Below are 26201 nucleotides of genomic sequence, written 5' to 3' on the forward strand. Positions count from 1 at the left end.
GGTTACGCGGGGAGCCCGGCGGATCTCCCGCCCCACCTGCCGGGTTAGTGTCAGGCGCATGACCACACAGGCCGCGATCACAGTCGAAGGACTGCGCAAGCGGTACGGGGATGTGCGGGCGGTCGACGGGGTCTCGTTCGAGGTCGCGCGCGGCGAGTTCTACGGCATCCTCGGACCCAACGGCGCGGGGAAGACCACCACGTTGGAGATGGTCGAGGGGCTGCGCCGCCCGGACGAGGGGAGCGCCCTGCTGCTCGGGCAGCCCTCGTGGCCGCGCGCCAAGCGGCTGCTGTCGCGCATCGGCGTGCAGCTCCAGGCGTCCGCGTTCTTCGAGAAGCTCACCGCCCGGGAGCAGATCCACACCTTCGCGGAGCTCTACGGCGTCCCCCGCGCGCAGGCCGACGCCATGCTGGAGCGCGTCGGACTGACCGACAAGGCCGACGTCCGGCAGGACGACCTCTCCGGCGGACAGGAGCAGCGGCTGTCCATCGCCTGCGCCCTGGTGCACGACCCCGAGCTGGTCTTCCTGGACGAGCCGACCACCGGTCTGGACCCGCAGGCCCGCCGCAACCTGTGGGACCTGCTGCGCGGCATCCAGGCCGAAGGCCGCACCGTCGTGCTCACCACCCACTACATGGACGAGGCCGAGACGCTGTGCGACCGGGTGGCCGTCATGGACCACGGCCGCATCCTGCGCGTGGGGCCGCCGCGCGAGCTCATCAGTGAGCTGGGCGTCGCCTCGCTGGAAGACGTCTTCCTCCAGCTCACCGGACGGGAGTACCGCGAATGACCGCGCAGCGCACCACCGGCGGCGGGGGCTGGCGGCCCTTCCTCACCCTGTCGCGGGCCATGGCGCTCGGCCTGCTGCGCGACCGGACCGCCGTGTTCTTCCTGCTCGTCTTCCCGCTCATGTTCCTGGTGCTCTTCGGCGCCTTGTTCAAGGACCCGGGCACGACCCAGTCCACCGTCGTCCAGGTCGGCGACGTCGAGGTGCTCGACGAGATGCCCCAGGAGACGCGGGCGGCGCTGCGGGACGTCCTGACCGTCGAGAAGACCGACGGCTCCGAGGCCGCGCTGGACCAGGCGCTGGAGAAGGTGCGCAAGGGCGAGGTGGACGCCGCCGTCCTCCAGCGCGGCAACGAGGTCGAGCTGCGCTTCTCCGCCGCCGACCAGGTCCGCGGCGGCACGGTGCGCTCCATCGTGGACTCCCTGGTGCAGCAGGCCAACCAGGCCGCCACCGGGCAGCCGCCCGCCTACACCCTCACCCCGCAGCAGGTCGAGGACGACTCCGTCCAACCCATCCAGTACCTCACCCCCGGCCTGCTGGGCTGGGCGGTGGCGATGGGCGCCGTCTTCGGAGCGGCGTTCAACCTGGTCTCCTGGCGCAAGAAGCGCATCCTGCGCCGGCTGTGGCTCGCGCCCATCGACGCCACGTCGGTGATCGGCGCCCGCGTGGGCATCACCCTGGTCTTCGCCCTCGTGCAGACCGGCGTCTTCCTCGCGGTCGGCAGCCTGCCCTACTACGGGCTGCACCTCACCGGCGACTGGTGGCTCGTCGTCCCGCTCGTGCTCGCCGGGACGCTGGCGTTCCTGTCCATCGGCCTGCTGGTGGGCGCGTGGGCGAAGTCGGAGGAGGCGGCCAACGGGCTGGCCCAGCTCATCGTCCTGCCGATGGCGTTCCTGTCCGGGGCCTTCTTCCCGCTGGACGGGGCCCCGCGGTGGGTGGCCACCCTCTCCGACTTCCTGCCGCTGAAGCACCTGTCCGCCGCCATGCAGGGCGTGCTGACCCAGGGCGAGAGCTGGGCCGCCGCGCTGCCGGTCATCGGCGGGCTGCTGGGCTTCGGTGCCGTGGTGACGCTGCTGGCCTGGCGCGTCTTCCGGTGGGACTGACACCCGCCCGTCCCACCGGTGCACGGCGGGAGCCGCGACGGCGCGGCGCCCGCCCCCGTAGCGCCGGTGCCCCGCCCGCCACGGCGACCACCGGCCCGCAACGCCGGCTTTCCGCCCGCGCCCGGTCGGAGCGGTGCGTGCTCGGGCGGCCCGACGGGGCGGGCGCGGGCGGGACGGGGGGGGCGCACGACGGACCGGCGGGGCGGCCGGCCGTGGTCGGGGCTCAGCCCGGGGTGTTGACCATGGAGTTCGCCGCGTAGACCAGGTAGCTCCAGAGCTGTTCGGTCAGCTCCTGCGGCAGCTCCAGGCTGTCCACCGCGTCGCGCATGTGCCGCAGCCAGGCGTCGTGGGCCGCGCGGTCCACCTGGAAGGGCGCGTGCCGCATGCGCAGGCGCGGGTGCCCGCGCTGGTCGCTGTAGGTGCGCGGACCGCCCCAGTACTGCATGAGGAACAGCGCCAGGCGCTCCTCGGCCGGGCCGAGGTCCTCCTCCGGGTACATGGGGCGCAGCAGTTCGTCCCCGGCGACGCCCTCGTAGAAGCGCTTCGCCAGTTTGCGGAAGGTCTCCTCGCCCCCGGCCTGCTCGAAGAACGTCTGCGTCTGCAAGCTGCCTCGCCGAATCTCCATCACGCCCCCATGGTCGCAGATCACCCGGCCGGATCAGCCGGCTCCGGCACGTCTTCCTCCCCGCACCGCGCCCTACGCGGGAGTAACCGACAGGCCGGTCGAACGCGTCGTGCGCACGGCGACGGAGCCGTGCGGCGTGGACAGCCGCAGCCACGGACCGGCCGACAGCAGCCGCAGCGGCTCCGGACCGCCCAGGAAGCCCAGGGCGTGGGCGGCGTGCACGGCCCGCAGCGGCAGCCCGGTACGGCCCAGCGGGCGGGACCAGATCTCCTCGGCCAGCGCGTCCAGCCGCTCGCGGGTGCGCTCCTCCCCGGCCAGCCGCTCGGCGCGCTGGCGGAACTCGCCGACGGCGGCGGCCGCCACCGTGCGCACCGCGTCCGACGGCAGCTCGCCGAGCCGCTGCCAGCCGCGGCGCGGCGGGAGCACCCCGGCCCACGGCGGCCCGGTGACGGCGGCGGGCACCCGCACCCCGGCCGCCTTCTCGTCGAGCAGCTCCAGCAGCTCACCGGCCGCGACGGTGACGTCCAGCGTCACGTCGGCGTCCGACTCGGCCAGCCGGGCGGTGCGCACGGCCAGCACCTCGAAGCGCGCCGGGCGGGCGAAGACGGCGACCACGCCGCCGTCCGCCTGGATGCGCACGGCGGCGCTCTTCTCCCAGCGCAGCAGCCGCTCCAGGAAGGCGCCGAGCCGGGCCGCCTCCCCGGGGTCAGCGAGACGCAGGAGCTGCCGGGTCACGGAAGCTGTCATCGAGGTAGGGCTCCAGGAAGGACCGTTCGGCGGCGGAGAGCCGGCGCGGACGACCCTCCTTGAGGTCGTAGGGCACGATGACGGTCGCCGCACGGGCGTAGACCGCGTCCGCGTCCTTGACGTCGTACCCCAGGGTGACCGACGCCGCGCCGATCTTGCTCACCCACGTCTCGACGGCCACCGGCTCCGGCCGGTGGACCAGCGGGCGCAGGTAGTCGATCTCGTGCCGGGCGACGACGGCGCCGCTGGCGAAGGAGTCGGCGTCGGCCTCCCGCGCCAGCCGGAACAGGAAGTCGACGCGCGCCTCTTCCAGATACCGCAGGAAGACGACGTTGTTGACGTGCCCGAAGGCGTCCATGTCCGACCAGCGCAGGGGGCAGGCGAAGTGGTGGCGCACGTGCGTCAGCCCCGGGTGAGCTTCTTGTAGGTGGCACGGTGCGGGCGCGCCGCCTCCGGGCCGAGCCGCTGGATCTTGTTCTTCTCGTAGGACTCGTAGTTGCCCTCGAACCAGAACCACTTGCTGTCGCCCTCGTAGGCGAGGATGTGGGTGGCGACGCGGTCGAGGAACCAGCGGTCGTGGGAGACGACGACGGCGCAGCCGGGGAAGTCCAGCAGCGCGTTCTCCAGCGAGGAGAGCGTCTCCACGTCCAGGTCGTTCGTCGGCTCGTCCAGCAGCAGCAGGTTGCCGCCCTGCTTGAGGGTGAGGGCGAGGTTCAGGCGGTTGCGCTCACCGCCGGAGAGCACACCGGCGGGCTTCTGCTGGTCCGGGCCCTTGAAGCCGAAGGCGCTGACGTAGGCGCGCGAGGGCATCTCGACCTGGCCGACGTTGATGTAGTCCAGCTCGTCGGAGACGACGGCCCACAGCGTCTTCTTGGCGTCGATGTTGGCGCGGCTCTGGTCGACGTAAGAGATCTTGACGGTGTCGCCGACCTTGATCCTCCCGGCGTCGGGCTCCTCCAGCCCCTGGATCATCTTGAACAGCGTGGTCTTGCCCGCGCCGTTGGGGCCGATGACGCCGACGATGCCGTTGCGGGGCAGGGTGAAGGACAGGTCGTCGATGAGGACCTTGTCACCGAACGCCTTGGAGAGATTCTCCACCTCCACCACGACGTTGCCCAGGCGCGGGCCCGGCGGAATCTGGATCTCCTCGAAGTCCAGCTTCCGGGTCTTCTCCGCCTCGGCGGCCATCTCCTCGTAGCGGGCGAGACGGGCCTTGGACTTGGCCTGGCGCCCCTTGGCGTTGGAGCGGACCCAGTCCAGCTCCTCCTTGAGCCGCTTGGCCCGCTTGGCGTCCTTCTGGCCCTCGACCTTCAGGCGGGCCTGCTTGGTCTCCAGGTACTTGGAGTAGTTGCCCTCGTAGCCGTGGGCGCGACCGCGGTCGAGCTCCATGATCCACTCGGCGACGTTGTCGAGGAAGTACCGGTCGTGGGTGATGGCGACGACGGTGCCCTCGTACTTGGCCAGGTGCTGCTCCAGCCACTGCACGGACTCCGCGTCCAGGTGGTTGGTGGGCTCGTCCAGCAGCAGCAGGTCGGGCGCCTCCAGCAGCAGCTTGCACAGCGCGACGCGGCGCTTCTCACCGCCGGAGAGGTTGGTGACCGGCCAGTCGCCGGGCGGGCAGCCCAGGGCGTCCATGGCCTGTTCGAGCTGCGCGTCCAGGTCCCAGGCGTTCGCGTGGTCGAGCTTCTCCTGGAGCTTGCCCATCTCCTCCATCAGCTCGTCGGTGTACTCGGTCGCCATCTGCTCGGCGATCTCGTTGAACCGGTCGAGCTTGGCCTTGGTGTCGGCCACGCCCTCCTGGACGTTCTCCAGCACCGTCTTCGACTCGTCGAGCGGCGGCTCCTGGAGCAAGATGCCGACGGTGTAGCCGGGCGAGAGGAACGCGTCGCCGTTGGAGGGCTGCTCCAGCCCGGCCATGATCTTCAGCACCGTCGACTTGCCGGCGCCGTTGGGTCCCACGACACCGATCTTCGCGCCCGGCAGGAAGCTCAGGGTGACGTCGTCGAGGATCACCTTGTCGCCGTGCGCCTTACGCGCCTTGCGCATGGTGTAGATGAACTCAGCCAAGAGAAACCGTCCGGCAGTGGAGTAGGTGCGGGAATGCGGCTGCGCCGCGCGGGCCAGTTGTCCATCCTGCCGTACGGGGCACCGTTGGTGGAAACCGGCACGGGGCGCGCGGGCCCGTGTGCGCCCGCTTCCCCGGCGCGCCCGTCGGCCGACCCACCCCAGGGTGCCCGGCCGACTACGCTCCGACGCCCCCGGCCGGTGCCGCCACCCCGGCGGCGGTGGCCCGGCCGCGGCGCCGCCACGCCCGACGCCGGCCCCACCGGCGCCGTGCCCACGCGGGGCGGCGCTCCCGCCCCGGGCGGCGCACCGGCCCGCCGGGGCCGGCGTCGACATCGTGCCCGAGGGCGTCGGCACCGTGCCCCGCGCCGGCATCACCGCCCCGCGTGGCGCGGCGCCCCGTGTCGGCACCGCCGCGCCGTGTGGGCGCGGCGCGGCACGTGGGCGCGGCGCGGCACGTGGGCGCGGCGTGTGGGCGTGGGCGCGGCGTGTGGGCGTCGGCGTCCGGCTACGGGGTGGTGCGGCGCAGCATGAGCACCGCGCCGCCACCCAGCACCAGCAGTCCGACCGCCGCCGCCGTCAGCAGCGGCAGACTGCTGCCGCCGCCCGTCTCGGCGAGGTTGACCGTGCCCTCGGAGCCCTCGGGACCCGAGCTGTCGCCGCCCACGGTGACGGGCTCGCTGTGCACGGACAGGCCCTCCTCCGCACTCTCCGTGCCGAGCGTGGCGCAGTTGAGCACTCCGGCGAACGTCGGCCCGTGCCCGTCGGGCCCGGTGACGGCGATCCGGTACGCCTGGTCCTCGCCCACCGGGACGGTGACCGTCTCGGTGGTCTCGCCCGGTATGGCGTGCTCCTCGTCCCCGAGGGAGAACTCGAAGGGGGCGTCACCCCGGTTGGCGACCGTCACGGCCACCGTGCCCGCGGCGCAGTCCGGCCGGGCGGAGACCGCGGGCGCCGCGCCCTGGGCCGTCCAGCTCGCGGAGGCGCGCGCGGTGACCGTCGTATCGCTGGAGCCCGCCACGACCTGGGCCTGGCTCGCGCCGTGCGGGCCGCTGCCCGCCAGCGCGCGGCCGACCGGTAGCTGGGCGGTCGCCTGGACCGTGAGCCCGGCCTGCGCGTCGGCCGCGTCCCGCGGGACGTCGAACCACAGCCGGTCGCCGTCCCGGGCCTCGGTCACCTCCGCGCCGCGCAGGTCCACGACGCGCACGCCGTGCCGCGCGGCCTCCGGCCCCGGCGCGACGGAGACGTGCTGGGCGCCGGTGCGCACCGTCACCGGGCCGAGCGCCTCGCCGGGGCGTCCGGCCACGGCGGGGGACTCCAGGGTGAGCGAGGCGGACGGCTCCGGCAGCGTCCGCGCCTCGCGCTCCAGGTAGTCCGCCAGCTTCTGCGCGTCCGGGTCCGCCGCCGTGACGTCGGGCCGCCGGCCGTCCGCCCCGGCCCCGGCGTACCGCCAGATCGCGACCTGGGTGCCGGCCGCGGCCGTCCCCGGCGTCAGCTCGCGGGCGCCGGACCGCTCGGCAAGTTCGGCCAGATCGTCCACCTGCGGGTAGGAGTGGGCCACGATCCACCGTATGCGGCCGGCTTCCGGGTTGCCGTGGAGCGGGGTGGCGGCCCAGGGCGCCTCCGCGTACTGCGCGCCGTGGGCCGTCGAGCTGTACATGTCGATGCCGTAGGTCAGCAGGCTGCCGCCGCCGGTCACGGACATCTCGAAGAGCCCGGCGGCCGTCTCGGTCGTGACACCGTCGTGCGTGATCACCGCGCGGTCGTGCGCCTTCAGCCCGGCCAGGGTCGCGTTCGCCCCGCCGTCTTCCGGCGCTCGCGGCGCGGCCTCCCCCGCCGCCGCCGTCCCCGCTCCGCTTGCCACCGCCGCGGCCGCGAGCACACCGCAGAGCAGTACCGTCACCGCGCGACGGGCGGCACCCCGTCGGCGTATCGCTGTCATGCCTATCCCCTCGTCAACCCCGTGGTCTGCGGAATCCTAGGAAACAAGCGCAACACCATCCCCAACTTTCACAGTTGCTACGCGCACCGCGTCGCAATCGTTATCAGCGCTCCACCCAAAACGGACACCGGTCGGTGTGCTGACGCTCCGTCCCCGCACGGGCCTCACCCCGTCGGCACCGGCGCGGGCCCCGCCACCGGCGCCGGTACCGGTACGGAAGCCGCCATCGCGTCCGCGCGGGAGGGCGCCACGCGCACCCACGCCGAGGTGCCCCGCGCCAGATCGTGCCCGACGGTGACGGCGTCGATCGTCGCGTGCGTCCAGCGCTGCCCGTCCCGTTCGCTGTCCACCACGCGCAAGCGCCCGTGCACGATGACGGGTTCGCCGACGCCCACCGAGGCCGTCAGGTTGTGCGCGAGCCCGCGGGAGGCCCACACGGTGTAGAAGCTGGTCGTGCCGTCCACCCACATGCCCTGCTCGCGGTCGTAGCGCCGCACGTTCGACGCGAGGCGGAAGCGGACGGAGGCGCCGCGCTCGCCCTCCCGGAAGTCCGGCTTCGTCGCGACGTTGCCCACGACCGTCACCATGGTCTCGTTCATGCCTGACGCCTCCTCACGCACCGCCCGGCCCGCGTGCCGAGCCGGTCCCGACCATGCTGGCGCGCGGCGCACGATCGCGCTCGGGGCTGTGGACGAGCGGCCGGTTGTGGACAACCCCCTCACCCGGACGGGCGAGGGGGTTGACGCGGGGGCGGGCCCCCGGTCGGCGGCGCGCGGCGCGGCCCGGAGACCTCAGCTCCGGGAGGGGCCGCCGGCGGCGATCACGTACTGGCCGCGCACCTCCCGGTACCGCAGCAACTCGGCGGCCACCGGCTCCAGCACCCGGCCGCGCCCGCACCCCGCCGCCAGCCACCGCAACCGCTGTTCCTGCGCCAGCCCGTAGGACCGGGCCGGGCCGCGGGCCGCCGCCCGGCACACCCACGCCAGCAGCGGCGAGCCCAGCGCACCGCCCGCCAGCAGCACGGCGGGCACCCACGGATCGGCGGCGAAGAGGCCCGCCAGCGTGCCCACCAGCCACGCCAGGCCGACGAGTTGCACCGCGAGCAGCGCCGCCTGCCCCGCCGACGCGGCCGCCCACCAGCGCGGCCGGGGCGGGCGCTGCGGCAACCCCGCCTCCGCCACCGCCTCGTCCAGCGCGTGCGGCAGGCCCTCGGCGCCGCGCCACGCGGCCTCCTCCACCGTGCGCGCCCAGGGCTCCGGCAGCCCCCGGGAGGCGTCGGCGGCCAGGACGCGCACGGCCTCGGTGACCACCGGACGCGCCGCCGGGTGCCCCTGCTCCGGCTCCTCCTCCACCGCGGCCGGCCCGCCCGGCGGCTCGCCACGGCGTTCGGCCCGGCGGCGGGCGTACCAGTGGGCCAGGCCGGCCCACGGCGTTCCGCACGCGGCCTCGGCGTGGCGCAGCCAGGTGCGCTCGGCGGTCTGCCCGACGGCCGTGGCACCCGCCGCCGTGCCCAACCGCTCCTCGAACGCCCAGCGCACCTGCTCGGTCAGCCCCAGCGGAGGCTGCGGCGCGTCGGCGACGTACACGGGCCGCAGCCCGGCCATGGCCTGGTCCACGTCGGCCGTCAGACGCCGCGCCGCGGCCACCCGGGCCGACACCAGCTCGGCCAGCGACTCGCGCAGTTCGCCGACGCCCTGGCCGGTGAGCGCGGAGAGCGCGTGGACCTGTGCGCCGGGTTCGCCGTACTCGCCCAGCGCCATGCCGTCCTCGTCCAGCACGCGTCGCACGTCGCCGAGCACCTCGTCGGCCGCCTCGGCGTCCAACCGGTCCGTCTGGTTCAGGACGACGAAGGTGACCTCCGCGTGTCCGGCGAACGCCTTCAGGTACCGCTCGTGCAGCATCGCGTCGGCGTACTTCTCCGGGTCGACGACCCAGACCACCGCGTCCACCAGCCGCAGCAGCCGGTCGACCTGCTCGCGGTGGCCGGGGACGGCGGAGTCGTGGTCGGGCAGGTCGATCAGCACCAGGCCGCGCAGCCCCAGGTGCGAGGCGTTCCGCAACTGCGCCCGGCGCCGCCCACGGGGCGGGACGCCCAGCCGGTCGAGCAGGCCCTCGGCGCCGGACCGGTCCGAGCTGATCTCCCACACGCAGGCCAGCGGGGACGCCGTCGTCGGGCGCCGCACGCCGGCCTCCGCCAGCTCCGTCCCGGCCAGCGCGTTGAACAAGGTGGACTTGCCGCTCCCGGTCGGCCCGGCGAGGGCCACCGTGGTGTAGGCGCGCGACAGGCGGCCCCGGGTGGCGGCCTCGTCCAGCACCCGCCCAGCCTCGGCCAGCGCCTCCGGCGCCAGCCGCGTGCGGGAGAGGCCCACCAGTTCGCGCAGGGCGTTCAACCGCTCGCCGAGCCCGCTCTCGCGCGGGTGCGGCGGCCGGGCCGGGGCGGGCTCGCGCGGCGCGGGCGCCGGCTCCGTCACCACCCCGACGGCGTCCGCTACGGCCGCGTCCAGCGTCGACCGGGGCGCGGACGGCACACCGTGCGCCCGGGGCGGCGCCCCCGCCCCGGCCGACCCGGGCGGACGCGGTGCGGTGTGCGACGGGCCCGGCTCGTGGCGGGCGTGGGACTTGCGGGGCGCCCGGTGGGCGCGGGGTGTCGGTGTCATGGAGGGAGAGGGGGGTGGGGTCGGTGACGGCGCGGGGGACGGCGGGTTCGGCACCGGTTCCGCCGGGGGACGTACGGGGGTGACGGGCGCGGGCTCGCTCGGCCCGGGCTCCGGCACCGGCACGCGCGACGGCCCGGCCGCGGAGTCGCGCGGAACCGCGGGCGCGGAGGGCGGGGCCGCGACGGCGGGCGGCGCGACGGGCTCGGGAGACGGCGCGGGGTCGGTCAAGGGCACGGGGCCAGGAGAGGGCCCGGGGTCGGGAGACGGCCCGGAGTCGGGAGAGGGCCCGGAGTCGGGAGAGGGCCCGGAGTCGGGAGAGGGCCCGGAGTCGGGAGAGGGCCCGGAGTCGGGAGACGGCGCGGGATCGGCCGCGAGCGGCCCGGCCGCGGACGGCGGCCCGGTCTCGGCTTCGGCCTCGGCGACCGGCGCGGAGGCCACGGCGTACCCGGCCGCCGGAGGCGACTCCTCCGGTGCCGGCCCCGCCGGTCGCGCCCACGCCGACGCCGAACCGGACGGCACCGCACCGAAACCAGGATCGGCCGCGCCGGACGGGGACACACCCTCCGCCCCGGGCACGCCCTCGGCAGCGGGAACCGGCGCCGAAGCCACGGCGTAACCAGCCACCGGGGAAGGCTCCTCCGGTGCGGGCGCCGCCGGCGGTGTCCACGGCCGTGCCGGAGCGGGGCGTGCCGCCGTCCCGGTGGAGGGCGTCGGCAGCCCGGTCCGCGGCGCCGCCGCCTCGGTCATCGCCCCGGCCGCCGACGACTCCGCCGGCCCCGCCTCGGACCCTGCCGACTCCGGCGCCACCTGTTCTGGCGCCGCGAGCGGCTCGGGCCCCGCCTGCTCGGAGCAGCCGACCGGCGGCGCGGCGTGGACCGGTGACGTGCCGTCGACCGGCGTGGCGCCGACCGGCGGCGTGCCGTGGCCGGGTGACGTGGCGTCGGCCGCTGGACGCGCGGGCTCCCAGGGTGGTGGCGTCCGCAGCGGGCCCTGCGGGACGGTGTGCCCGAGGTCGCCGGGCCGCGTCCGCTCGGCGGGGAGGGGCTCGGCGGCGGGGTGGAACGGTTCGGCCGGGTACGCGTCCCCCGCGATGCGCGGTGGCTGACCGGCGGGCGCGGGCGGTCGCAGCCGCGCCAGCGGATCGGTGGGCTGGAGCCCGGCGTCCGGTGTGAGCGGGTCGGGCGCCGCGGGGACGGACGGCAGCGCACCGTCCGGCAGCAGTCCGCGCGGCGTACCGTGCTCCGGCGCGCGGATCTCCGGCGCGCCGGTCTCCGGTAGGACGCCTCCGGGCCCGCCCGCATCCGGGGCGCCGCCCGGATCACCGTCCCCCGGACCCACGCCACCCGGACCGACGCCACCCGGACCCACGCCACCCGGGCCGACGCCCACCCGGCCGCCGTCCGGTTCCGGGGTGCCCGGCACGGCGCCCGTCGGCGCCCACGGCCGCCCCGTCCCCGCGCTGTCGACGCCGGGCCCGGTGCCGTCCGGGCCGCCGGGGCCCCGGGGCGCGCCGTCCGCCGCCGGCCGGAAATCCGGCGGGCAGGGGGGCGGGCCGACGGGTTCGCCGCTCGGCCCCGACGCCGGGTGGGGGCGGGCGCGGCGGGCGATGAGCCCGTCGTCCCACTGCCGCCCCTCCGGGTCGGGCGGCTGGGCGCTCGTGCCGTCCTCGCGGGGCTCTTCCGGCGCTCCCGTCACGTCGCTCACCTCTCCTTCTGCTCCTTTTGCAGTACGGACAGCGCGGCGATCAGCTCCACCTGCTGCTCGGGCCCGGCGTCGAGCTCCTCCAGCGGGGCCAGCCGCCGTTCCCGCTCGCCGCGCAGGGCCCGGCGGACCAGGCCCTCCAGCAACTCCGCCCCCCGCTCCCGGAGCCGGACGGTGGCGGCCGCGCCGACCACGAGTCGCAGCGCCTCGTCGGCGGCCCGGCCGCGCGGACCGCCCAGCAGTGAGGTGGCCAGCAGCGCCGCCGCCTCCTCGCTGGTGGACGGCCCGCGTCCGTCGGTGCGGAACGTCTCCTCGGCCAGCTCCTCCAGGCAGCGCCGCCAGTGGCGCACCAGCAGCCCCATGCGCTGGGCAAGCGTGGCGCCTTCGGGCCCGGGGGGCGGCGCCGCCATACCGGCGGCGCCCGGCTCGGCGCGCCACGCCCGGGCGATGCGGTCCTCGGCGCCGCCGACGGCCCCGGTGAGCAGCGCGGTCAGGCCGTCGGCGCAGGCGTCCAGCAGCTCGTCGCCGCCGCTGTCGCGGGGGAAGCAGCGCCAGTGGGCGACGGCGTTGCCCGCCAGCAGCTCGCCCTCGGCCAGACGGCGGCGCACGTGCGCGTCGGCGGCGTCGAAGGCGTCGTCGACCTGCTGCGTGAGCCGCACGCTGGCCGCGTGCTGGGCGGCCGCCGCGGCGGCCAGCCCGGGCACCCGCGCGCCCAGGGACTCCAGGACGCCCCACGCGGTGCGGTCGGCCGCGCGTCGGCGCGCGGAGACGTCGTGCGCGCGGTGGGCCAGCCACGCCCGCAGCGGCTCCACCGCGGTGCGCGGCAGCAGGCCCCGGCCGCCGCCGGCCGACTCGGGCAGCTCCGGGATGGTGAAGCGCGGCACGCCGCCCAGCCCGGCCCGCTCCAGCAGCGCCGCGTACTGCCGGGCGACCTCGGCGGCGAGCTGGTGCGGCACGCGGTCGAGGACGGTCGCGAGGGTGACGTCGTACTCCTTGGCGGAGCGCAGCAGGTGCCAGGGGACGGCGTCCGCGTACCGGGTGGCGGTGGTGACCAGCACCCACACGTCGGCCGCGCACAGCAGCTCGGCGGCCAGCTCGCGGTTGGCGGCCACCAGGGAGTCCACGTCCGGGGCGTCCAGCAGCGCCAGACCCGCGGGCAGCGCCTCCTCGCACTCCACCAGCAGAGTGCCGCCCTCCTCGGCGGTGGCGGGCGGACGCTCCCCCTCGCCGCCGTGCTCACCCGGCCCCGGTGCGGGAACACGGCCGAGCCGGGGCAGCACGCGTCCGTCGGCGAACCAGTGCCGGTCGTCCGGATGGCAGACGAGCACCGGCACCCGTGTCGTGGGACGCAGCACTCCGGCCTCGCTCACCCGGCGTCCCACCAGGGAGTTGACCAGCGTGGACTTGCCGGCGCCGGTCGAGCCGCCGATCACGGCCAGCAGTGGCGCCTCCGGATCGCGCAGCCGGGGCACCAGGTAGTCGTCCAACTGGGCGAGCAGCTCGGCCCTGGTCTGCCGGGCCCGCTCCGCCCCGGCCAGCGGCAGCGGAAAGCGTGCGGCGGCCACGCCCTCGCGGAGCCGGACCAGCGCGTCGAGCAGTTCGGTGCGTGCTTCCAAGATCACCACAAGGTGAAGAATGCCCAAATACACCGCTTTTTTGAAGCCCATCCAGCGGAGAACGCCCCGTTTTGACCCCTGTGGCAGACGGCGCACCCAGAACCGCAGGCATAACGAGTGCACAACACCCCGCCACCCCACCGCGCAAACCGATGCACGAATCGCACCCGCCTGCGATTATCGGAGCCGCTTCACGGAACCTCCACACCGTGGCGCGTGCGTGAAGCACCGAGGAGCCGCCAAGGGCACCCCTATCCTTGTGCGAGCAAGGTCCCCCGGGGGCTCCGCCCGTCCGCGACCGTGACGAGCCCCCGTAGCTCAGTGGATAGAGCAGGCGCCTTCTAAGCGCTTGGCCGTAGGTTCGAGTCCTACCGGGGGCACCACCCACCTCCTGCCAGTTTGGCGACCTTTTCGCAGGTCAGAAGGCGTTTTCTGGTCTTCAGATGACTCGGACTGTGCCCCTCCATAGGAGGCGGAGTCCGGCTGGCACCGGCCGAAACCGGGCCTCTACGGGTGGCTGTCCCCCATGCGTCCCCCGGATTCTTCGGCCTCCGACCCTTCCGCGATGGCCGACCGAACATGCCAGAAGGCGGTCTGGGCCCCACCGTAGTGGGGCCCAGACCGCTTCATGCTTGCGCCGGGACGTAGCGGATGCCGACGATCCGTTTCAAGTAGTCGGCCTGCCGACCGCCGATGCACGGGGCGTAGATCGCGAGCAAGACCGGCACGCTGTTGCCCGCCCATGCGGCTACCTGCGCCGGAGGCAGACCTTCGTTCAGCCACGCCGTCAGGCAGATGTGACGGCAGTCATAGACTCGCCTGCCAGCCGGGGACTGCCCTGCGGGTGGTGCAAGAACGGCGCCGGCGGCCGGGCGCGGCGCGGGCACCACGACCGGAGCCACCGGCGCGGCCATGACGTGGTCGGCCGGCTGCGCGGCCGCGGCTTCGACCCGGGCGGGCCCGGGCGGCGGCCTGCCACGGATCTGCTCCCGCTCATGCTCGCGGGCCCATGCCTGGGCGGCCGCCCGCTCGCGCAGCTGTCGGTGGGGGTTATGCGGCCCGGCGCGCGTTGCTAGCCTCGCCGCGTCGTCACAGAGCCGCATTCGAGGAGAAGTGACCCATGAGAAGGAACACCACCCGCGGCGGCTTACCGGTGCGCTCGTTCGTCACCGCCGCAGCCGCCATCACCGCCCTCGCCCTGCCCACCGCGGCCGGCGCCGCTGAGTCCGCCGTCCCGCAGGCGGAACCCAGGGCGTCACTGGCCCTGACCATCACCGCAGCCGGCCCCGAGCCCGGCCCCGGACCCGACAGCGTCACCCTGGAGTGCGGCCCGGCGGGCGGTACCCACCCCGCGGCCAAGGACTCCTGCGCCGTACTCGCCGAGGCCAAGGGTAACTTCGGGAAGATCAGACCGGACGCAGGATGCGAGCCCGTGTGGGATCCGGTGGTCATCACCGCCACCGGCTACTGGTACGGCGAGCCGGTCTCCTTCGAGGCCGAGCACTCCAGCCGCGGCTGCGCGGAGGCTGCCACCGGCTACGTCTTCCTCTTCTAACGGCAGGCCAGGCGGTGGCGAGCGGGGCGGGCAGGGTGGGCGCGGCGGCGAGTTTCATGCGGTCCTCTCCCGGGGGTGGCCGGTTCAGCGGAAGGCCCCGGCGGAGACGGAGCAGGTCTCGGTGTGGCCTTGCGCCCGGCTCCACAGGGCGAGTGCGGTGCCGGGCTGGCTCTGCAGGGTCACGGCGAGCTGTTTGACCACCGCACGCGGGGGGACCCCGCGGGTGCGGGGTCGACGTGCGCTGGTCAGCGCGCTGCTGCCCCTCCTGCGGACCATCCCCGCGGGTGCGGGGTCGACCTGGCGGCGCTCCCCGGGCTGCTGGTGGACCTGGGACCATCCCCGCGGGTGCGGGGTCGACCAGCAGGTGCAGCAGCCTGGCCCGTGCTCCGGCGGACCATCCCCGCGGGTGCGGGGTCGACCCCTCGGACTCCTCGGCGTCGCCGGAGGCGCCGGGACCATCCCCGCGGGTGCGGGTCGACGGCCGGGGGCCCCTTTATGCGTTCGCGGGACGGGGACCATCCCCGCGGGTGCGGGGTCGACCGTGGACGGCGTCCGGTACGAGATGGGAGTCGAGGACCATCCCCGCGGGTGCGGGGTCGACCCGGCAGTTTGACACAGGATCTTTGGCCACAGCGGACCATCCCCGCGGGTGCGGGGTCGACCGTCTGACGCTGCGCCCCGACCACGCGGCCCGGGGACCATCCCCGCGGGTGCGGGGTCGACGTCCACGTCGGCCACACCTCGACGTCGCCGGGGGGACCATCCCCGCGGGTGCGGGGTCGACATGCCGGTGGAGCGGGCGTACTCCTCCCACGCCGGACCATCCCCGCGGGTGCGGGGTCGACCAACCTCCAGGCATGCGCCACCAGTTCGAACGCGGACCATCCCCGCGGGTGCGGGGTCGACGTCCGAACTCGCGGCGTTACTACGCACACGATCGGACCATCCCCGCGGGTGCGGGGTCGACTGCCGATCAGGAACTCCGCCCGCGCGCCGTCGAGGACCATCCCCGCGGGTGCGGGGTCGACTTCCTGCCGTCTGGGCCGCTCCCGCTGGTCGGCGGACCATCCCCGCGGGTGCGGGGTCGACTGGCGGGCGGCGTCGCGTTCCTTGCTGGTCTGCGGACCATCCCCGCGGGTGCGGGGTCGACTCTTGCTGAGCTGCGGTTATCTCCGGGTAAGGGTCTGTTTTCCTTTAGTTGCAATCTGGGGCCGAGGCGTATCGCCTGGCTCTCACTGGAGTGGTCCGCGTTCTCATCGGCGGTTCCGTGCGGAGAGGATGAGTCCGTCGTAGTCGGTGGGACGCCAGCGTTCGCGGCCTGCGGTACGGACGGCCCAGCCCTGCTCGTTTGCTGCAGGTTCCACGAGGACTGCCTGGCCGTCGCGGATGCGGGTTGCGAGGAGTTCCCACAGGCGGTTGCGGACGCGGCGGCTGGGGTTGCCGACGAATACGCCGGCGTTTACCTCGACCATCCATCGAGTGAGGTGGCCACGGAGTCCTTCGGGGGCTGCGATGAGGACGATGACGGTCATCTGGGCTGCTCTGGGGTCGCGGGTCCTTCGAATTCGGGGCCGATGATCGCTATGTGCTGCTCGCCCATATCGGCTGGTACCGCAGCGGCGGAGTGAGGCTGGTGGTCCGTTTCTGTACCGTCGGCGGTTGCTGCGGTGCCTGTGGCGTGCGTGGCCCAGTTGACGCCTGCGGGCACGGTGCCGCGGTGTTCGTCCCAGAGTTCGCTGGTCTCCGGAGTGTCGAAGTCTACGCCCGCGGGGGTGAGCAGGGCTTTGACGTCGTGCACGATGCGGCTCAGGAGCTTGGTTTCGGCGATCTTGTCGCGGAGGCCGGTACGGGCGTCGCGTTCTTCGGTGAGGCCTTCGGCTGCGAGGTCGAAGGCGAGCGGGATGGTGTACTCGGCTTTGTAGAGGTCGGCGATGTCCAGGACGAAGGAGACGGCGTTGCCGGTGTGGACGAAGCCCAGGCCCGGGCTGGCGCCAAGGCCGACGATGACGGCGTGGCAGACGCCGTAGAGGGCGGCGTTGGCGGCGGACAGCAGGCGGTTGAGGTCGTCGCCGGCGGCGAAGGGGTCTCCTGCTTTGTAGACGCGGCCGTCCCAGGGGACGCCGGTGCGCCGGGAGTGGTCCCGGTATAGCTTGCGGATGCGGGTGCCTTCACGGCCACGGAGTTGCTGCATGGTGGCCTTGGAGACGTCTTCGCCGGGGAAGCGCATGCCGTACATGGCGCGGGCGACGGCCAGGCGTTCCTTGGGGCGGGTGACCAGCCAGGCCTGGCGGTGGAGAAGGCCTGCGCCGCGACTGGGTCCGAGGCCTGCGGCGTACATGCGGACGCCTTGTTCGCCGACCCAGCACACGGCGGTGCCGGAGTCGGCGAGGAGGCGGACGGCGCCGTGGGTGACGCGGGTGCCGGGGCCCAGCAGCATGACGGCGATCATGGCGGCGGGGACGCGCACGGTTTCGCGTTTGTTGATGATGACGACGGCGTTCTCGTCTCGGTCGAGGTGGCTGCGCTCGACGTAGATGCTGGAGACGCGGTCGGTGATGCGGTGCAGGTCGTGGGGGTCGGCTTTCCACCAGATGTCGGCCATGCTCAGCCTTTCTGTCCGGTGAGGGGGGCGAGGGTGAGCAGGCCGCAGCCGTAGGCCTTGGAGGGGCCGATGCCGCTGAGGAGGCGGTCGGTGAAGGCGGCGGGGTCGGTGACGTGCAGGCGGCCTTCGAAGGTGGCGGTGTGGAAGGTGACGCGGGGACTTTTGCTGGTTTTGGTGAAGGAGTGGCGGCGGCGTTCGGTGATGCGGACTTCGCGGGCGGGGTTGGGGTTCCGGGGTTGGTTCTCGTCCGGGGCGGGCTGGGGGGTGGTCTCCAGGCCGGGTGCGGGCTGGTCGGTGCGGGAGGCGGGGATGGTGAAGCCCCACTTTTCGGTGCGGGTGAGGAACCAGTGCAGCTGGGAGGCGGCGGTGCGGTGGCCCATGCGCAGGCCGCGGGGCCGTGTGCCGGGGGTGCCGTTGGCCAGGTGGGAGGCCTGCGCGGGGGTGGGTTTGATCGGTTGATGGGTGTTTTGGATGGGGCTGGCGGTGAGGCGGAAGGCGAATTCGCGGCCGGCGGCGATCTGGCTCAGCAGGGGGGTGTAGTCGCGGACGGCGGCGTGTTCGCCGTCCGCGTCGGGCCAGCCGGCGCTTTCGATGAGGTGGGTCCAGTCGGGTTTGGACTGGGTGAGGACGTACAGGTGCGGGCGGTGGGGGTTGTCGGCGTCCAGGCGCCACAAAATCCGTTCGTCCTGGGGTGTGCTGGTGATGCCGCCGGTGACGGCTGCGTGCATGGCGCGTGGGTTGGCGAGCAGGGTGCGGCTGTGGGCGCGCAGGGGGTTGATGCGGATGCGGGAGAGGTAGGTCATGGCGGTCACCAGCCCAGGAGGGCGAAGGGGTCGTGTTCGGTGTCATCGGCCGGAGGGCCGTCGGTGGTGTCGTTGGGCGGGAAGCTGGTGGGGACGCTCAGCCAGTGGTGTCGCACCCGGCGGCTGGTGAAAGCGCGCGTGTGCGGGTCGAAGGAGACGGGGACGTCGTGTGCGATGTCCTCGCCATGGGGGTCTTCCACGGTGGCTGACCGGTCGATGCGGGCGGGGTAGACCGGTTTGCCGAGGCCGCGTTCGCGGCCCAGTCGGCGGGCGTAGTGCTCGCGGGCCCGTTCAGAGGCCTGCCAGGGCTCTTTGGTGAGGGCTTCTGTCAGGTCTGTGGTGCGCAGCCCCAGGCTGAGGGGCTGGGTGGGTGGGCAGGAGCGGCGGCCCAGGGCCAGGGGGAAGGCGGGGGCTTTGACGGCCTGGTCCAAGGTGGTCAGCAGGTCGGCCGGGCCCGCGATGGCGGCGACGAAGACCGCGTCCTGGAGGTAGTAGCGGGTGGTGACGTGGGTGTGCTTGGCCGGTGAGGTCGGCTTCTGGATGCCCTTGGCGGACACTCCGGCCTGGGGCAGTGGGCGGCCGCGGTAGTCGCTGACGGTGTGGTAGTCGCGCAGCAGGGTGCCGGGCTGGTCGACGCGGATTCCCAGGCGCAGCGGCAGCAGGTCTTCCAGGGAGTGGTCGCGGCTGTAGCCGGCTGCGGCGGCCAGCAGGCCCAGAACACCGGATTTGGTGGGTTCGGGTCGGGTCTCGCGGCGGTTGAAGGCGCTGCGGTCTCCCCAGGACTGCAGGGGACCGGCCAGGCGCAGCAGGAGTACCGCCTGGCCGTCGCCGGCCGGTGGAGTGGAGGGGCCGGTCATCGGGCGGCCTGCTGGGCGGTGTCGGTCAGGTGGGTGCGCAGCCCGGCCAAGAGCTCGTTGAAGGTGACGGTCTGGCCGAAGGCCTCCTTGAGGAGGTCGGCTGTGTTGCCGGTTTCGGGGTCGAAGGTGTGGCACACGGCGCTGAAAGCCGGGGTGTCGCCCCAGGCGCGGGTGGCGGTGGCGTGTTCGCGGGCCAGGCGGCGGGCGGAGGCTGCGGCGATGCCGGAGGAGGCGGTGACCGGTTCTTCGAAGGCGGAGACGAGGTTGACGGGCTGGTCGGCGCGGGCCACGACGGCGACCAGGCTGGGCAGGGTGCGGTGGGCGAAGGAGTTGCCGTAGCCGGTGGGGGCCGAGCGGGCGAAGGAGGTGACGAACTCGGCGACCGCGGTGGCGGCGGTGTCCTCGTCGCTGAGGTTGTCCATCAGCTGGTGCAGGCCGACGGTGGCGTAGCGGTAGAGGGTGGCGGAGTTGAAACCGATGGTGCCGATCATGCCGGCGCCGGTCTCGTTGTCCTTCTTGGTCTCGTCGTCGACGGCGGTGAAGTAGTCGAACTCCAGCTCCACCGCGTGGGTGGACAGGGCGTGGGCGACCTGGGTGGCGGCGTCGACGTTCAGGGCGGGGATGTCGGCGACCATCCGGCCGAACAGGGCCACGTCCAGGGGGTGGCCGGTGCTGAACTTTTCCTGTACGGGCAGCTTCCCGATCTCCTCGGCCAGCTTCTCGTCTTCCAGGGCGGCGAGCTCGGCCGCACGGTCGGTGACGAGGTCGGCGACGGCCTGGAGTTGGCGGTGGCCGTAGAAGAACAGGTAGGCGGTGTCGCCCTCCTTCTTTCCGGCGCTGATCTTCAGCGGGGCCAGCAGCGCAGCGGCGAGCCGTCCGGCGGCCTCGGGCCCCAGCTCGGTGGTGTCGGCGATGCGGTCGGCGAGCTTGCCAGCGATCCGCCGGGTGCGGGTGGCCAGGTCCTCCTCGGGGATCCGCTCGGCGAAGTGCAGGCGGGTGGCGCGCTTCCAGGCCTGGGAGGACACCCGGGAGCGGCGGACCCCGCCGAAGAAGGCCTCCTTGGGGTTGCCCTGGTCATCGCGGTTGAGGTTGGCCGGGGGCACGGTCTGCAGGATGTGAACGTCGATGTACAGGCGGGAAGGCATGGTGATCTCCAGGTAGGTCGTGCGTACGGGTAAGCAGCGGCCTTGGCGGGCCGGCAGGACGTGGCTGCAGGCAGGCGCGGCGCAGCGGCGCGGTACCTGCGGGGGGCATTGGAGCAGCGCGGTGCGGGGTGTTCAGCCGCGCCTGCCAGGTGGGGCCGGCGCGTTGTACCGCCCCGCATACTGCTCAGCGGCGGGGCGGCCCCGTCCGCCTCGGGGGTTCAGGGGTTCTTCGACTGCTCCTTGCCCGGGTCGGGGCCCCAGGAGTGGTAGGCCAGGCCCCAGGCTCGGCGGACCCGCTGGCGGGCTTCGGGATGGTGCCAGTCTTTGACGTTCCGCAGCAGCAGGGTGTAATCCAGCGGCTGCCCGACGCTCCGCAGCTGGGTGACCAGCGCGCGCAGCCGGTACAGCAGGGCGGGGACGGAGGTGGCGTTCGCCGCGGCGGCCACCCGGCGGTCCACCGCCTCTTCGCTGAAGCGGCCGCTGGTGCGCAGGGCGCGCAGGGCCGCTCCGGCACTGATACCGGGATGGTGCATGGGCTGGCGCTGGCTTTGCTGGTGGAGGCCGAACAGGGACAGCGCGGCGTGCTCGGCCTCCAGGTCGATGGAGGCCTGCCCGTCGGACCAGGTGACGTAGAGGGGCCACAGGGCGGGCACCGTGCCGGCGCCGTGGCCCAGGCCGGAGCGCATGGCGGCCAGGTCCTGCCCGGGGGGCTCCATGGGCAGCCCGGTTCTGGGGTCGGTGCGCCAGGCGCCGCGCGAGGTGACACGGTCGTCCCAGTAGTAGCGGGCCGGTGCGGTCGGCGCGTTGTCAGGAACTTCCCCGGTGGGCGGGTTACCGGGGGTGCCGGAGGCGGGGTGGGAGGGCATGAGGGTCACCCTTCGGGGGTGAGGCTGCTGGCCTCACCGTCGGTCGGTTCCGGGGAGGGGGCGGTGCGGGCGGCCTTGCGTTCGGCGGCCCGGCGGGCGAGGACGTCGTCCAGGCGGCGGCGGAAGCTGCGTTCGGCGGTGCTGAGCCGGTAGGTGTGCTCTTTGCTGCCCTGGGTGACGGTCCGGCCGGTGAAGGTGCCGGGGGCCGCGGTGGACAGCACCTGCTCGGCCACCGCCCACGTCTCGGCTGCGGCCTTGTGTTCCCAGGCCAGCAGGCCGCGCTCGGTGGCGTCGAAGTCCTCACCGACCTGCCGCAGCCCGGCCAGCAGGCGGCGCATGAGCGGGTCGAGGGCGTGCAGCAGGGTGTCTCCGGGCCGCTGCCCCTTGTCCCAGGGGATGGGGTCGCTGCCGGCGGCCCGCCGCAGGTCCGCGGAGAGGTGGTTGACCGCGGTGGCGAGCTTCTCCGCCTGGTCGGCGGCCTCCAGTACGCAGCCGTAGAGGATGCCGTCGGCGTCCAGCGCGGTCAGCGGCAGCGGGATCGCGTCGAAGAAGAGGTCCTCGACGACGGCGGACTGGTTGCCGTAGGCGATGCCGGTCAGCTCCACCTGCAGCGGATAGGTGGCCGGCAGCCGGTCGCGTACCTCGTTGAGCTGGCCGAGCAGGACGCTGGTGTGGAATCCGGAGCGGGTCGCGGTCGCGTCGCTCTGCTCCCAGTCCACGGCCAGCAGCGCCTGCAGACCGCGCCAGGCGGCTTTGCCGGGCTGGTGCCGCCGCGGCCGGGCCACCGCAGCAGCAGTGGTCCTGGTGCTGGTCTTTTTGGCCCGGGCCCCCGCGGAGTCGATGATCCACGCGGTGTGGGGCTCGTGGTCGGGGACGGTTGCGAGCCGGTCCCCGGCGGCGACGATCACGCGGGTCACCCAGGGCCCGTCCGGTCTCTGCTGGGGAAGGAGCCGGATCCGGCGGGACTGCCAGGTCCACACATCCAGCAGGCCCCGGCTGGTACGGGTCTGCCAGGCCGGTGTGGCGCACGACAGCGTGTCCTCGAGGTCGCCCTCTGCGGACCGGCGGCGCCACTGCGGCAGGTCATCCGACAGCAGCGGCGGCCCGTAGGGGATGTTCAGCAGCAGCGTCTCGTAGACGGTGCGTCCCACGGGCATGACCACACCCAGCTGCCCCAGCGAGCCGGTGGGATTGCCGGTGGTCTTCCCCTTCTTCACCTGCGGGTCGCCCACCGCTCCGGTCTTGATCGCGGCGGTGTCCCAGCAGTGGGTGTGCAGCAGCCACCGGGCCGCCTGGGCCGGTGTCAGTGGAGGCGGGTCGCCTTCGGTGCGGGAGGAGAACAGCGGCACGTTATTGCCGGTGGCCGCCGTGGCGACCAGCAGCGCCGAGCCCTTGGCCTCTCCCTTCGCGGTCCGCAGCCCCGCCACTTGCCCGAACGGATCGTCCGCGTCGAACAGACGGAACCGCGCGTGGTGCTGATCGAAGTAGGCGGTGAGCTTCTCGCGCTGCTCGGCGGAGAACTTCCCGGCCCGGAACATGGCCGCCCACTGGGCGGCGTCGGACGGCCGGCCCAGGGCGTCCACGACGATCGGCAGCAGCACCTGCCGGAAGATGGCGGGCTTCTGCGTGGGCAGGTCGACCACCAGGTCCTTGAACCGGTGAGCATCCAGCAGCAGCTCCCCCGCCCCCACGTCAGGCACGGCCTGTCCATCCCGCGGGCTGTCCGCGCCAGCCTCCACCGCCGGGCTGGCGTGCACCCACGGATCGTCGAGAAGGTGAAATAACACAGTGATCCCTCAAGTTTCTTTGTTTAAGCGGTGAGTTGGCAGTGTGCCAGGTCTCTGTGGCCGGGGAAGGGAAAATGCGAGAATCCCCCTCAGAGCCCGCACCTGCGCTAGACAGCGGGAATGACCCGTTTCTGTGTTTAACGGGACAGATCGGCCCCGCACTCGCGGGGAACCGGGGCGGCGCGGCCCCCTGGCGCTGACAGGCAGGAGCCCTCACAGAGCAGGCACTGCCGCCCCGCCCTCCCGGTCAGCCCGCCACGTCCTCCTCCACCAGCCCCAGCTCACCGTCGTAGGACAACCGCCGGCCGGCCAGCACACAGCTGCGCTGCCCGTCCAGCACCAAGGCGGGACTGAAACGCAACCGGGAGTGCCCCAGCCAGCCCGGCAGCGGCCGCAACTGCCGACCCACCTCCGCGGTGTAACGGGGAGGAAGCCGCACCGTCCCACCGAGCACCTCATCGAGCAGAGCCTCGGACACATCCCCGTTCACTCCCAGCGCCCGGCCCGACAGCGACCGGTACACCCCGCCCTCCCGCACCACGAGAATCACTTCCGCACTGGGCTCTCCATCACGGACCACGGCCTCCAGGCCGCTGTCCCCACCAGAACCCGGCAAGCCGACATAGTGCAGCCCGGCCAGCGTCGCCCCTTCCCGGTCACCGCGCCGGGACAGCAGATAGTCGGCCGCCCGCTCAGCCCGCTCACGCTGCTCGGTCTTCCACCCGCGGTAGGCCTCCTCCTCGTCCTGCCGCCACGCCGACGGCACTACCTCACTGGAAGTGCCGTAGCCCTCAGCGACCAGGGCCGGCACCTGACCGGGTACCCGCCACCCGCCGCTGAGAGCCGCCCGCCGCACCTGCGCCGCGGCGCGCACCAGCAGCCAGCGGCCGTAGACGAACTCCGACGCCCCCGGCAGACGCGGCGTCCGCCCGTCCAGAGCCGCGGTTTCGGCCCCGCCGCCACAGCCGCCTGCGCTCAAAGCGCCATCGGCGGGGCCGAAGCCGGTGACCACCACCCGCGGCGAGGCCAGCCGCTCAGGCCGGGGCACACCATCGTGCCGGTGCAGACGGCCGATGCGCTGCAGCAGCAGATCGATCGGAGCCAGATCGGTGACCAGCAGATCAGCATCGATATCGAACGACTGCTCGGCCAACTGCGTAGCCACCAGCACCAGCCGCGACGGCCGCCTCCCTCCCCCGCCGCTCCGCACCGCGGCGCCCAGCAGGCCAAGGCACTCCTCCGTACGGTCCGCCCTGGGGCCAACCGCAAGCCGCCCGTGCAACAGCCGCACCTGACCACCGAACTGACCACGCAACCGCCGGTGAAGACTCTGAGCCCGGCCGACGCTGTTGCGGATGACCAGCGCACACCCGCCATCGGCCAACTCACGCTCCAGCAACGCGGCAACCCCCTCGTCGGCCGCCTCCTGAGCCGCCCGGCGCTCCTCACGACCCGCCGACCGGCCGGGAACCGGCTCGGGCAGCAGCTCCACCGCGACCGCCAGATCGGCACGCCAGCCCTCACAGCCGGCGACCGAAAACCGCGCACCACCCCCACCCGGTGCCAGCCAGGCCGCCGTCACCGACGGATACCCAACCGGCGCGGGCAGCTCCTCCGCGGTGTACTCCTCCCGTGACGCGGCCCCTGCCACATACGCCGAGACCAGCTCACGGCGCTGGCCGGACGGCAGCGTCGCCGACAACAACACCACCGGCACCCCCGCCTGCCCCAGCCACCACAGACCCTCCACCGAAAACTGCGACATATACACATCCGCAGCGTGCACCTCATCGAGCACCACGACCTTGCCCGCCAGACCAGCCATCCGCAGCATCACATGCTTGGTCCGAGTCGCCGCGAACAGCAACTGGTCGACCGTGCCGACCACGAACGGACACAGCAACCCCCGCTTAGCCCCCAAAAACCACTGCGCCGGCCCCAGCGCCGCCCCGCCCCCACCAACGCCCTGAAGACCGAACGGGTCATCGTCCCAGCAGTCGCCGTACTCATCCACCCCGCCGAACCGGACCTCGGCCTCGGCACCACCAGCCGAACCCTCCACCAGCCGACGCCACTCCCTGTTGAACATCCGCTTGCCATGCAGCAGCGCCACCTGCGACGCAAGCCCCTCCCCCACCTGACCCACCCACTGCCGCACCTGGACGAACATCGGATCACTAGTGGCCTGCGTCGGCATCCCCACGAACACCCCATCAGCACCGAACCGCGCAGCCAGCACCTCGGCCGCCAGCAACGCCGCCTTCGTCTTCCCCTCCCCCATCGGCGCCTCAACCACCAGCACACCAGGAGCCGACATCTCCCGGGCCGCCTCGACCACCATCAACTGCGACGGACGCGGCACCTGCCCAAACCGCTCCTCGAACGCCCCCGGCCCAGGCTCAGCCAGCTTTCCCCAACCACCCCGCAACCCCAGCTTCTCCCACGCCCGGCCCGCCCGCTCCCGGGCAGCCGACAACCCCACCCGCTCAAGCTCATCCACCCCGGGAAAGTGCCGCTCGTCACTGGCGACCCAGTCCGCCATCACCACCAGACCGCTCAGGTGCAGCTGAGCCGCACGCGGCGGCACCTTCACCGGCGCCACCGCCCCCAGTCCGCCGAAACCCAACTCCCGGGTAAAGCGATCCACCACCGCCCGCTGCACATCCGGCCACAGCCCCACCCCGGACAACTGCCCTCGAGCCTTCGCCGACGGCCGCAACCGGTCCTCCCGCGGAAACAGCCCATGATGCCCGGCCACCAGCGGCCACACCCACGCCACCTGCTCGTCCCGCCAACCGGCCCCCGCTAACAGCTTCCGCAGCAGATACCCGCCGGCGCAGTCATGCCGCCACCGAAACTTCGACGCCGTCGGCTCATGCCACTCCAGCCCAGCCGCACGCACCCCATCCGCGCCCTCAGGCCACAACCTCTGAAAAGCCGGCGTCGCCTTCCCACAGTCATGGACACCGCACAACCAAGCGAAGAAAGACCGCCCCCTGCCGCACCCACCGGCAACCTCATCCAGCAACTCCCGCGTCGACGGTGCCAGGAAGCCATCCCACATCCGCTCGGCCACCGCCGCAGTATCCAGAAGATGCGACAACAGAAGATTCTTCCGCCCACCCGCCTTCTCCGCCGACTTCCCCCACAGCGCTCCCAGCATCCGAACCAGGTCCGGACCCTCCTCCAGCACTTCTTGACTCACCGTCAGGCTCCCATCACCCAATACACTGGCGAGCCACCCTAGACACCACCACTGACAACGCCCCCTCCACCCGCACAGACGCCCCCACACCATCCCGGCACCCGGAAAACCCACAATCGAACTGATCAAAACCACGCAC

Annotated in this window: 20 protein-coding genes, 1 tRNA gene and 1 CRISPR repeat array; of the genes, 4 read left to right on the plus strand and 17 right to left on the minus strand. The window is 73.5% G+C overall.

Annotated features, from left to right (window positions below):
- The first annotated feature begins 58 nt into the window (after window positions 1-58).
- Entirely contained in the window at window positions 59-790 is a 732-nt protein-coding gene (locus tag OSB71_RS13805; RefSeq protein WP_265948032.1) for an ABC transporter ATP-binding protein, read from the plus strand.
- Window positions 787-1890, plus strand: a complete 1104-nt coding sequence (locus tag OSB71_RS13810) for an ABC transporter permease (RefSeq protein ID WP_265948034.1) — start codon at window positions 787-789, stop codon at window positions 1888-1890. The genes OSB71_RS13805 and OSB71_RS13810 overlap by 4 nt, the downstream gene beginning before the upstream one ends.
- Before the next feature lie 223 nt (window positions 1891-2113).
- Here OSB71_RS13810 and OSB71_RS13815 read toward each other — a convergent pair whose 3' ends face one another.
- The 8 genes from OSB71_RS13815 to OSB71_RS13850 form a co-directional block, all read right to left on the minus strand.
- The gene (locus tag OSB71_RS13815; RefSeq protein ID WP_265948035.1) at window positions 2114-2515 is read right to left on the minus strand and encodes a globin; all 402 of its coding nucleotides are present in this window, start codon (window positions 2513-2515) and stop codon (window positions 2114-2116) included.
- A 72-nt stretch (window positions 2516-2587) separates the two neighbouring features.
- Window positions 2588-3262, minus strand: coding sequence for a DUF8185 domain-containing protein (locus tag OSB71_RS13820; RefSeq protein ID WP_265948036.1), 675 nt, complete (start codon window positions 3260-3262; stop codon window positions 2588-2590).
- Window positions 3222-3659: an acyl-CoA thioesterase gene (locus OSB71_RS13825; protein WP_336923974.1), complete on the minus strand. Its 438-nt coding sequence runs from the start codon at window positions 3657-3659 to the stop codon at window positions 3222-3224. Before OSB71_RS13825 ends, OSB71_RS13820 begins: the two co-directional genes overlap by 41 nt.
- Before the next feature lie 5 nt (window positions 3660-3664).
- On the minus strand, window positions 3665-5329 hold the full coding sequence (gene ettA / locus OSB71_RS13830) for an energy-dependent translational throttle protein EttA (protein WP_265948038.1): 1665 nt from the start codon (window positions 5327-5329) through the stop codon (window positions 3665-3667).
- Between the two features lie 505 nt (window positions 5330-5834).
- The gene (locus OSB71_RS13835; RefSeq protein WP_265948040.1) at window positions 5835-7229 is read right to left on the minus strand and encodes a thioester domain-containing protein; all 1395 of its coding nucleotides are present in this window, start codon (window positions 7227-7229) and stop codon (window positions 5835-5837) included.
- A 203-nt stretch (window positions 7230-7432) separates the two neighbouring features.
- Window positions 7433-7867, minus strand: a complete 435-nt coding sequence (locus OSB71_RS13840; RefSeq protein WP_265948042.1) for a single-stranded DNA-binding protein — start codon at window positions 7865-7867, stop codon at window positions 7433-7435.
- A 192-nt stretch (window positions 7868-8059) separates the two neighbouring features.
- A complete protein-coding gene (locus OSB71_RS13845) occupies window positions 8060-9925 on the minus strand; it encodes a GTPase (protein WP_265948044.1) in 1866 nt (621 codons plus the stop codon).
- Between the two features lie 1700 nt (window positions 9926-11625).
- Window positions 11626-13251, minus strand: coding sequence for a dynamin family protein (locus OSB71_RS13850; RefSeq protein WP_265948046.1), 1626 nt, complete (start codon window positions 13249-13251; stop codon window positions 11626-11628).
- Window positions 13252-13549: 298 nt separating this feature from the next.
- On the opposite strand from OSB71_RS13850, the gene OSB71_RS13855 reads away from it, so the two are divergent.
- Window positions 13550-13625: transfer RNA gene (locus OSB71_RS13855), tRNA-Arg, on the plus strand.
- A 243-nt stretch (window positions 13626-13868) separates the two neighbouring features.
- Here the strand turns inward: OSB71_RS13855 and OSB71_RS24510 are convergent.
- Entirely contained in the window at window positions 13869-14345 is a 477-nt protein-coding gene (locus tag OSB71_RS24510; RefSeq protein ID WP_323055286.1) for a hypothetical protein, read from the minus strand.
- Between the two features lie 17 nt (window positions 14346-14362).
- Here OSB71_RS24510 and OSB71_RS13865 point away from each other — a divergent pair, with 17 nt between their 5' ends.
- Window positions 14363-14797 (plus strand): SSI family serine proteinase inhibitor, encoded by a 435-nt coding sequence (locus OSB71_RS13865; protein ID WP_265948048.1) that lies wholly within the window; start codon window positions 14363-14365, stop codon window positions 14795-14797.
- A 512-nt stretch (window positions 14798-15309) separates the two neighbouring features.
- A CRISPR array of direct repeats spans window positions 15310-15948; the repeat unit is 29 nt; unit sequence GGACCATCCCCGCGGGTGCGGGGTCGACC.
- 102 nt (window positions 15949-16050) lie between these two features.
- On the opposite strand, the gene cas2e is transcribed toward OSB71_RS13865, so the two are convergent.
- From cas2e to cas3, 8 genes are all read right to left on the minus strand, one after another.
- Window positions 16051-16329, minus strand: a complete 279-nt coding sequence (cas2e, locus tag OSB71_RS13870) for a type I-E CRISPR-associated endoribonuclease Cas2e (RefSeq protein WP_265948050.1) — start codon at window positions 16327-16329, stop codon at window positions 16051-16053.
- Window positions 16326-17399, minus strand: a complete 1074-nt coding sequence (gene cas1e, locus OSB71_RS13875; protein ID WP_265948052.1) for a type I-E CRISPR-associated endonuclease Cas1e — start codon at window positions 17397-17399, stop codon at window positions 16326-16328. Before cas1e ends, cas2e begins: the two co-directional genes overlap by 4 nt.
- Before the next feature lie 2 nt (window positions 17400-17401).
- Window positions 17402-18202: a type I-E CRISPR-associated protein Cas6/Cse3/CasE gene (gene cas6e, locus OSB71_RS13880; RefSeq protein ID WP_265948083.1), complete on the minus strand. Its 801-nt coding sequence runs from the start codon at window positions 18200-18202 to the stop codon at window positions 17402-17404.
- Window positions 18203-18207: 5 nt separating this feature from the next.
- Window positions 18208-19059, minus strand: a complete 852-nt coding sequence (gene cas5e, locus OSB71_RS13885) for a type I-E CRISPR-associated protein Cas5/CasD (RefSeq protein ID WP_265948054.1) — start codon at window positions 19057-19059, stop codon at window positions 18208-18210.
- Window positions 19056-20204, minus strand: coding sequence for a type I-E CRISPR-associated protein Cas7/Cse4/CasC (cas7e, locus tag OSB71_RS13890; protein WP_265948056.1), 1149 nt, complete (start codon window positions 20202-20204; stop codon window positions 19056-19058). Before cas7e ends, cas5e begins: the two co-directional genes overlap by 4 nt.
- Before the next feature lie 218 nt (window positions 20205-20422).
- Window positions 20423-21070 (minus strand): type I-E CRISPR-associated protein Cse2/CasB, encoded by a 648-nt coding sequence (gene casB, locus OSB71_RS13895; RefSeq protein WP_265948057.1) that lies wholly within the window; start codon window positions 21068-21070, stop codon window positions 20423-20425.
- Between the two features lie 5 nt (window positions 21071-21075).
- Window positions 21076-22857, minus strand: a complete 1782-nt coding sequence (gene casA, locus OSB71_RS13900) for a type I-E CRISPR-associated protein Cse1/CasA (RefSeq protein WP_265948059.1) — start codon at window positions 22855-22857, stop codon at window positions 21076-21078.
- Between the two features lie 247 nt (window positions 22858-23104).
- Window positions 23105-26062: a CRISPR-associated helicase Cas3' gene (cas3, locus tag OSB71_RS13905; RefSeq protein WP_265948061.1), complete on the minus strand. Its 2958-nt coding sequence runs from the start codon at window positions 26060-26062 to the stop codon at window positions 23105-23107.
- Window positions 26063-26201 lie beyond the last annotated feature (139 nt).

It is taken from the genome of Streptomyces marinisediminis, from assembly GCF_026262575.1.
Taxonomy (GTDB): domain Bacteria; phylum Actinomycetota; class Actinomycetes; order Streptomycetales; family Streptomycetaceae; genus Streptomyces; species Streptomyces marinisediminis.

What these genes read in the sequence shown, in the direction of transcription:
- OSB71_RS13805 (WP_265948032.1), top strand. Translation starts at nt 59, where the DNA reads ATGACCACACAGGCCGCGATCACAGTCGAAGGACTGCGCAAGCGGTAC.
- OSB71_RS13810 (WP_265948034.1), top strand. Translation starts at nt 787, where the DNA reads ATGACCGCGCAGCGCACCACCGGCGGCGGGGGCTGGCGGCCCTTCCTC.
- OSB71_RS13815 (WP_265948035.1), bottom strand. Translation starts at nt 2,515, where the DNA reads ATGGAGATTCGGCGAGGCAGCTTGCAGACGCAGACGTTCTTCGAGCAG.
- OSB71_RS13820 (WP_265948036.1), bottom strand. Translation starts at nt 3,262, where the DNA reads ATGACAGCTTCCGTGACCCGGCAGCTCCTGCGTCTCGCTGACCCCGGG.
- OSB71_RS13840 (WP_265948042.1), bottom strand. Translation starts at nt 7,867, where the DNA reads ATGAACGAGACCATGGTGACGGTCGTGGGCAACGTCGCGACGAAGCCG.
- OSB71_RS13845 (WP_265948044.1), bottom strand. Translation starts at nt 9,925, where the DNA reads ATGACACCGACACCCCGCGCCCACCGGGCGCCCCGCAAGTCCCACGCC.
- OSB71_RS24510 (WP_323055286.1), bottom strand. Translation starts at nt 14,345, where the DNA reads ATGCGGCTCTGTGACGACGCGGCGAGGCTAGCAACGCGCGCCGGGCCG.
- OSB71_RS13865 (WP_265948048.1), top strand. Translation starts at nt 14,363, where the DNA reads ATGAGAAGGAACACCACCCGCGGCGGCTTACCGGTGCGCTCGTTCGTC.
- cas2e (WP_265948050.1), bottom strand. Translation starts at nt 16,329, where the DNA reads ATGACCGTCATCGTCCTCATCGCAGCCCCCGAAGGACTCCGTGGCCAC.
- cas1e (WP_265948052.1), bottom strand. Translation starts at nt 17,399, where the DNA reads ATGGCCGACATCTGGTGGAAAGCCGACCCCCACGACCTGCACCGCATC.
- cas6e (WP_265948083.1), bottom strand. Translation starts at nt 18,202, where the DNA reads ATGACCTACCTCTCCCGCATCCGCATCAACCCCCTGCGCGCCCACAGC.
- cas5e (WP_265948054.1), bottom strand. Translation starts at nt 19,059, where the DNA reads ATGACCGGCCCCTCCACTCCACCGGCCGGCGACGGCCAGGCGGTACTC.
- cas7e (WP_265948056.1), bottom strand. Translation starts at nt 20,204, where the DNA reads ATGCCTTCCCGCCTGTACATCGACGTTCACATCCTGCAGACCGTGCCC.
- casB (WP_265948057.1), bottom strand. Translation starts at nt 21,070, where the DNA reads ATGCCCTCCCACCCCGCCTCCGGCACCCCCGGTAACCCGCCCACCGGG.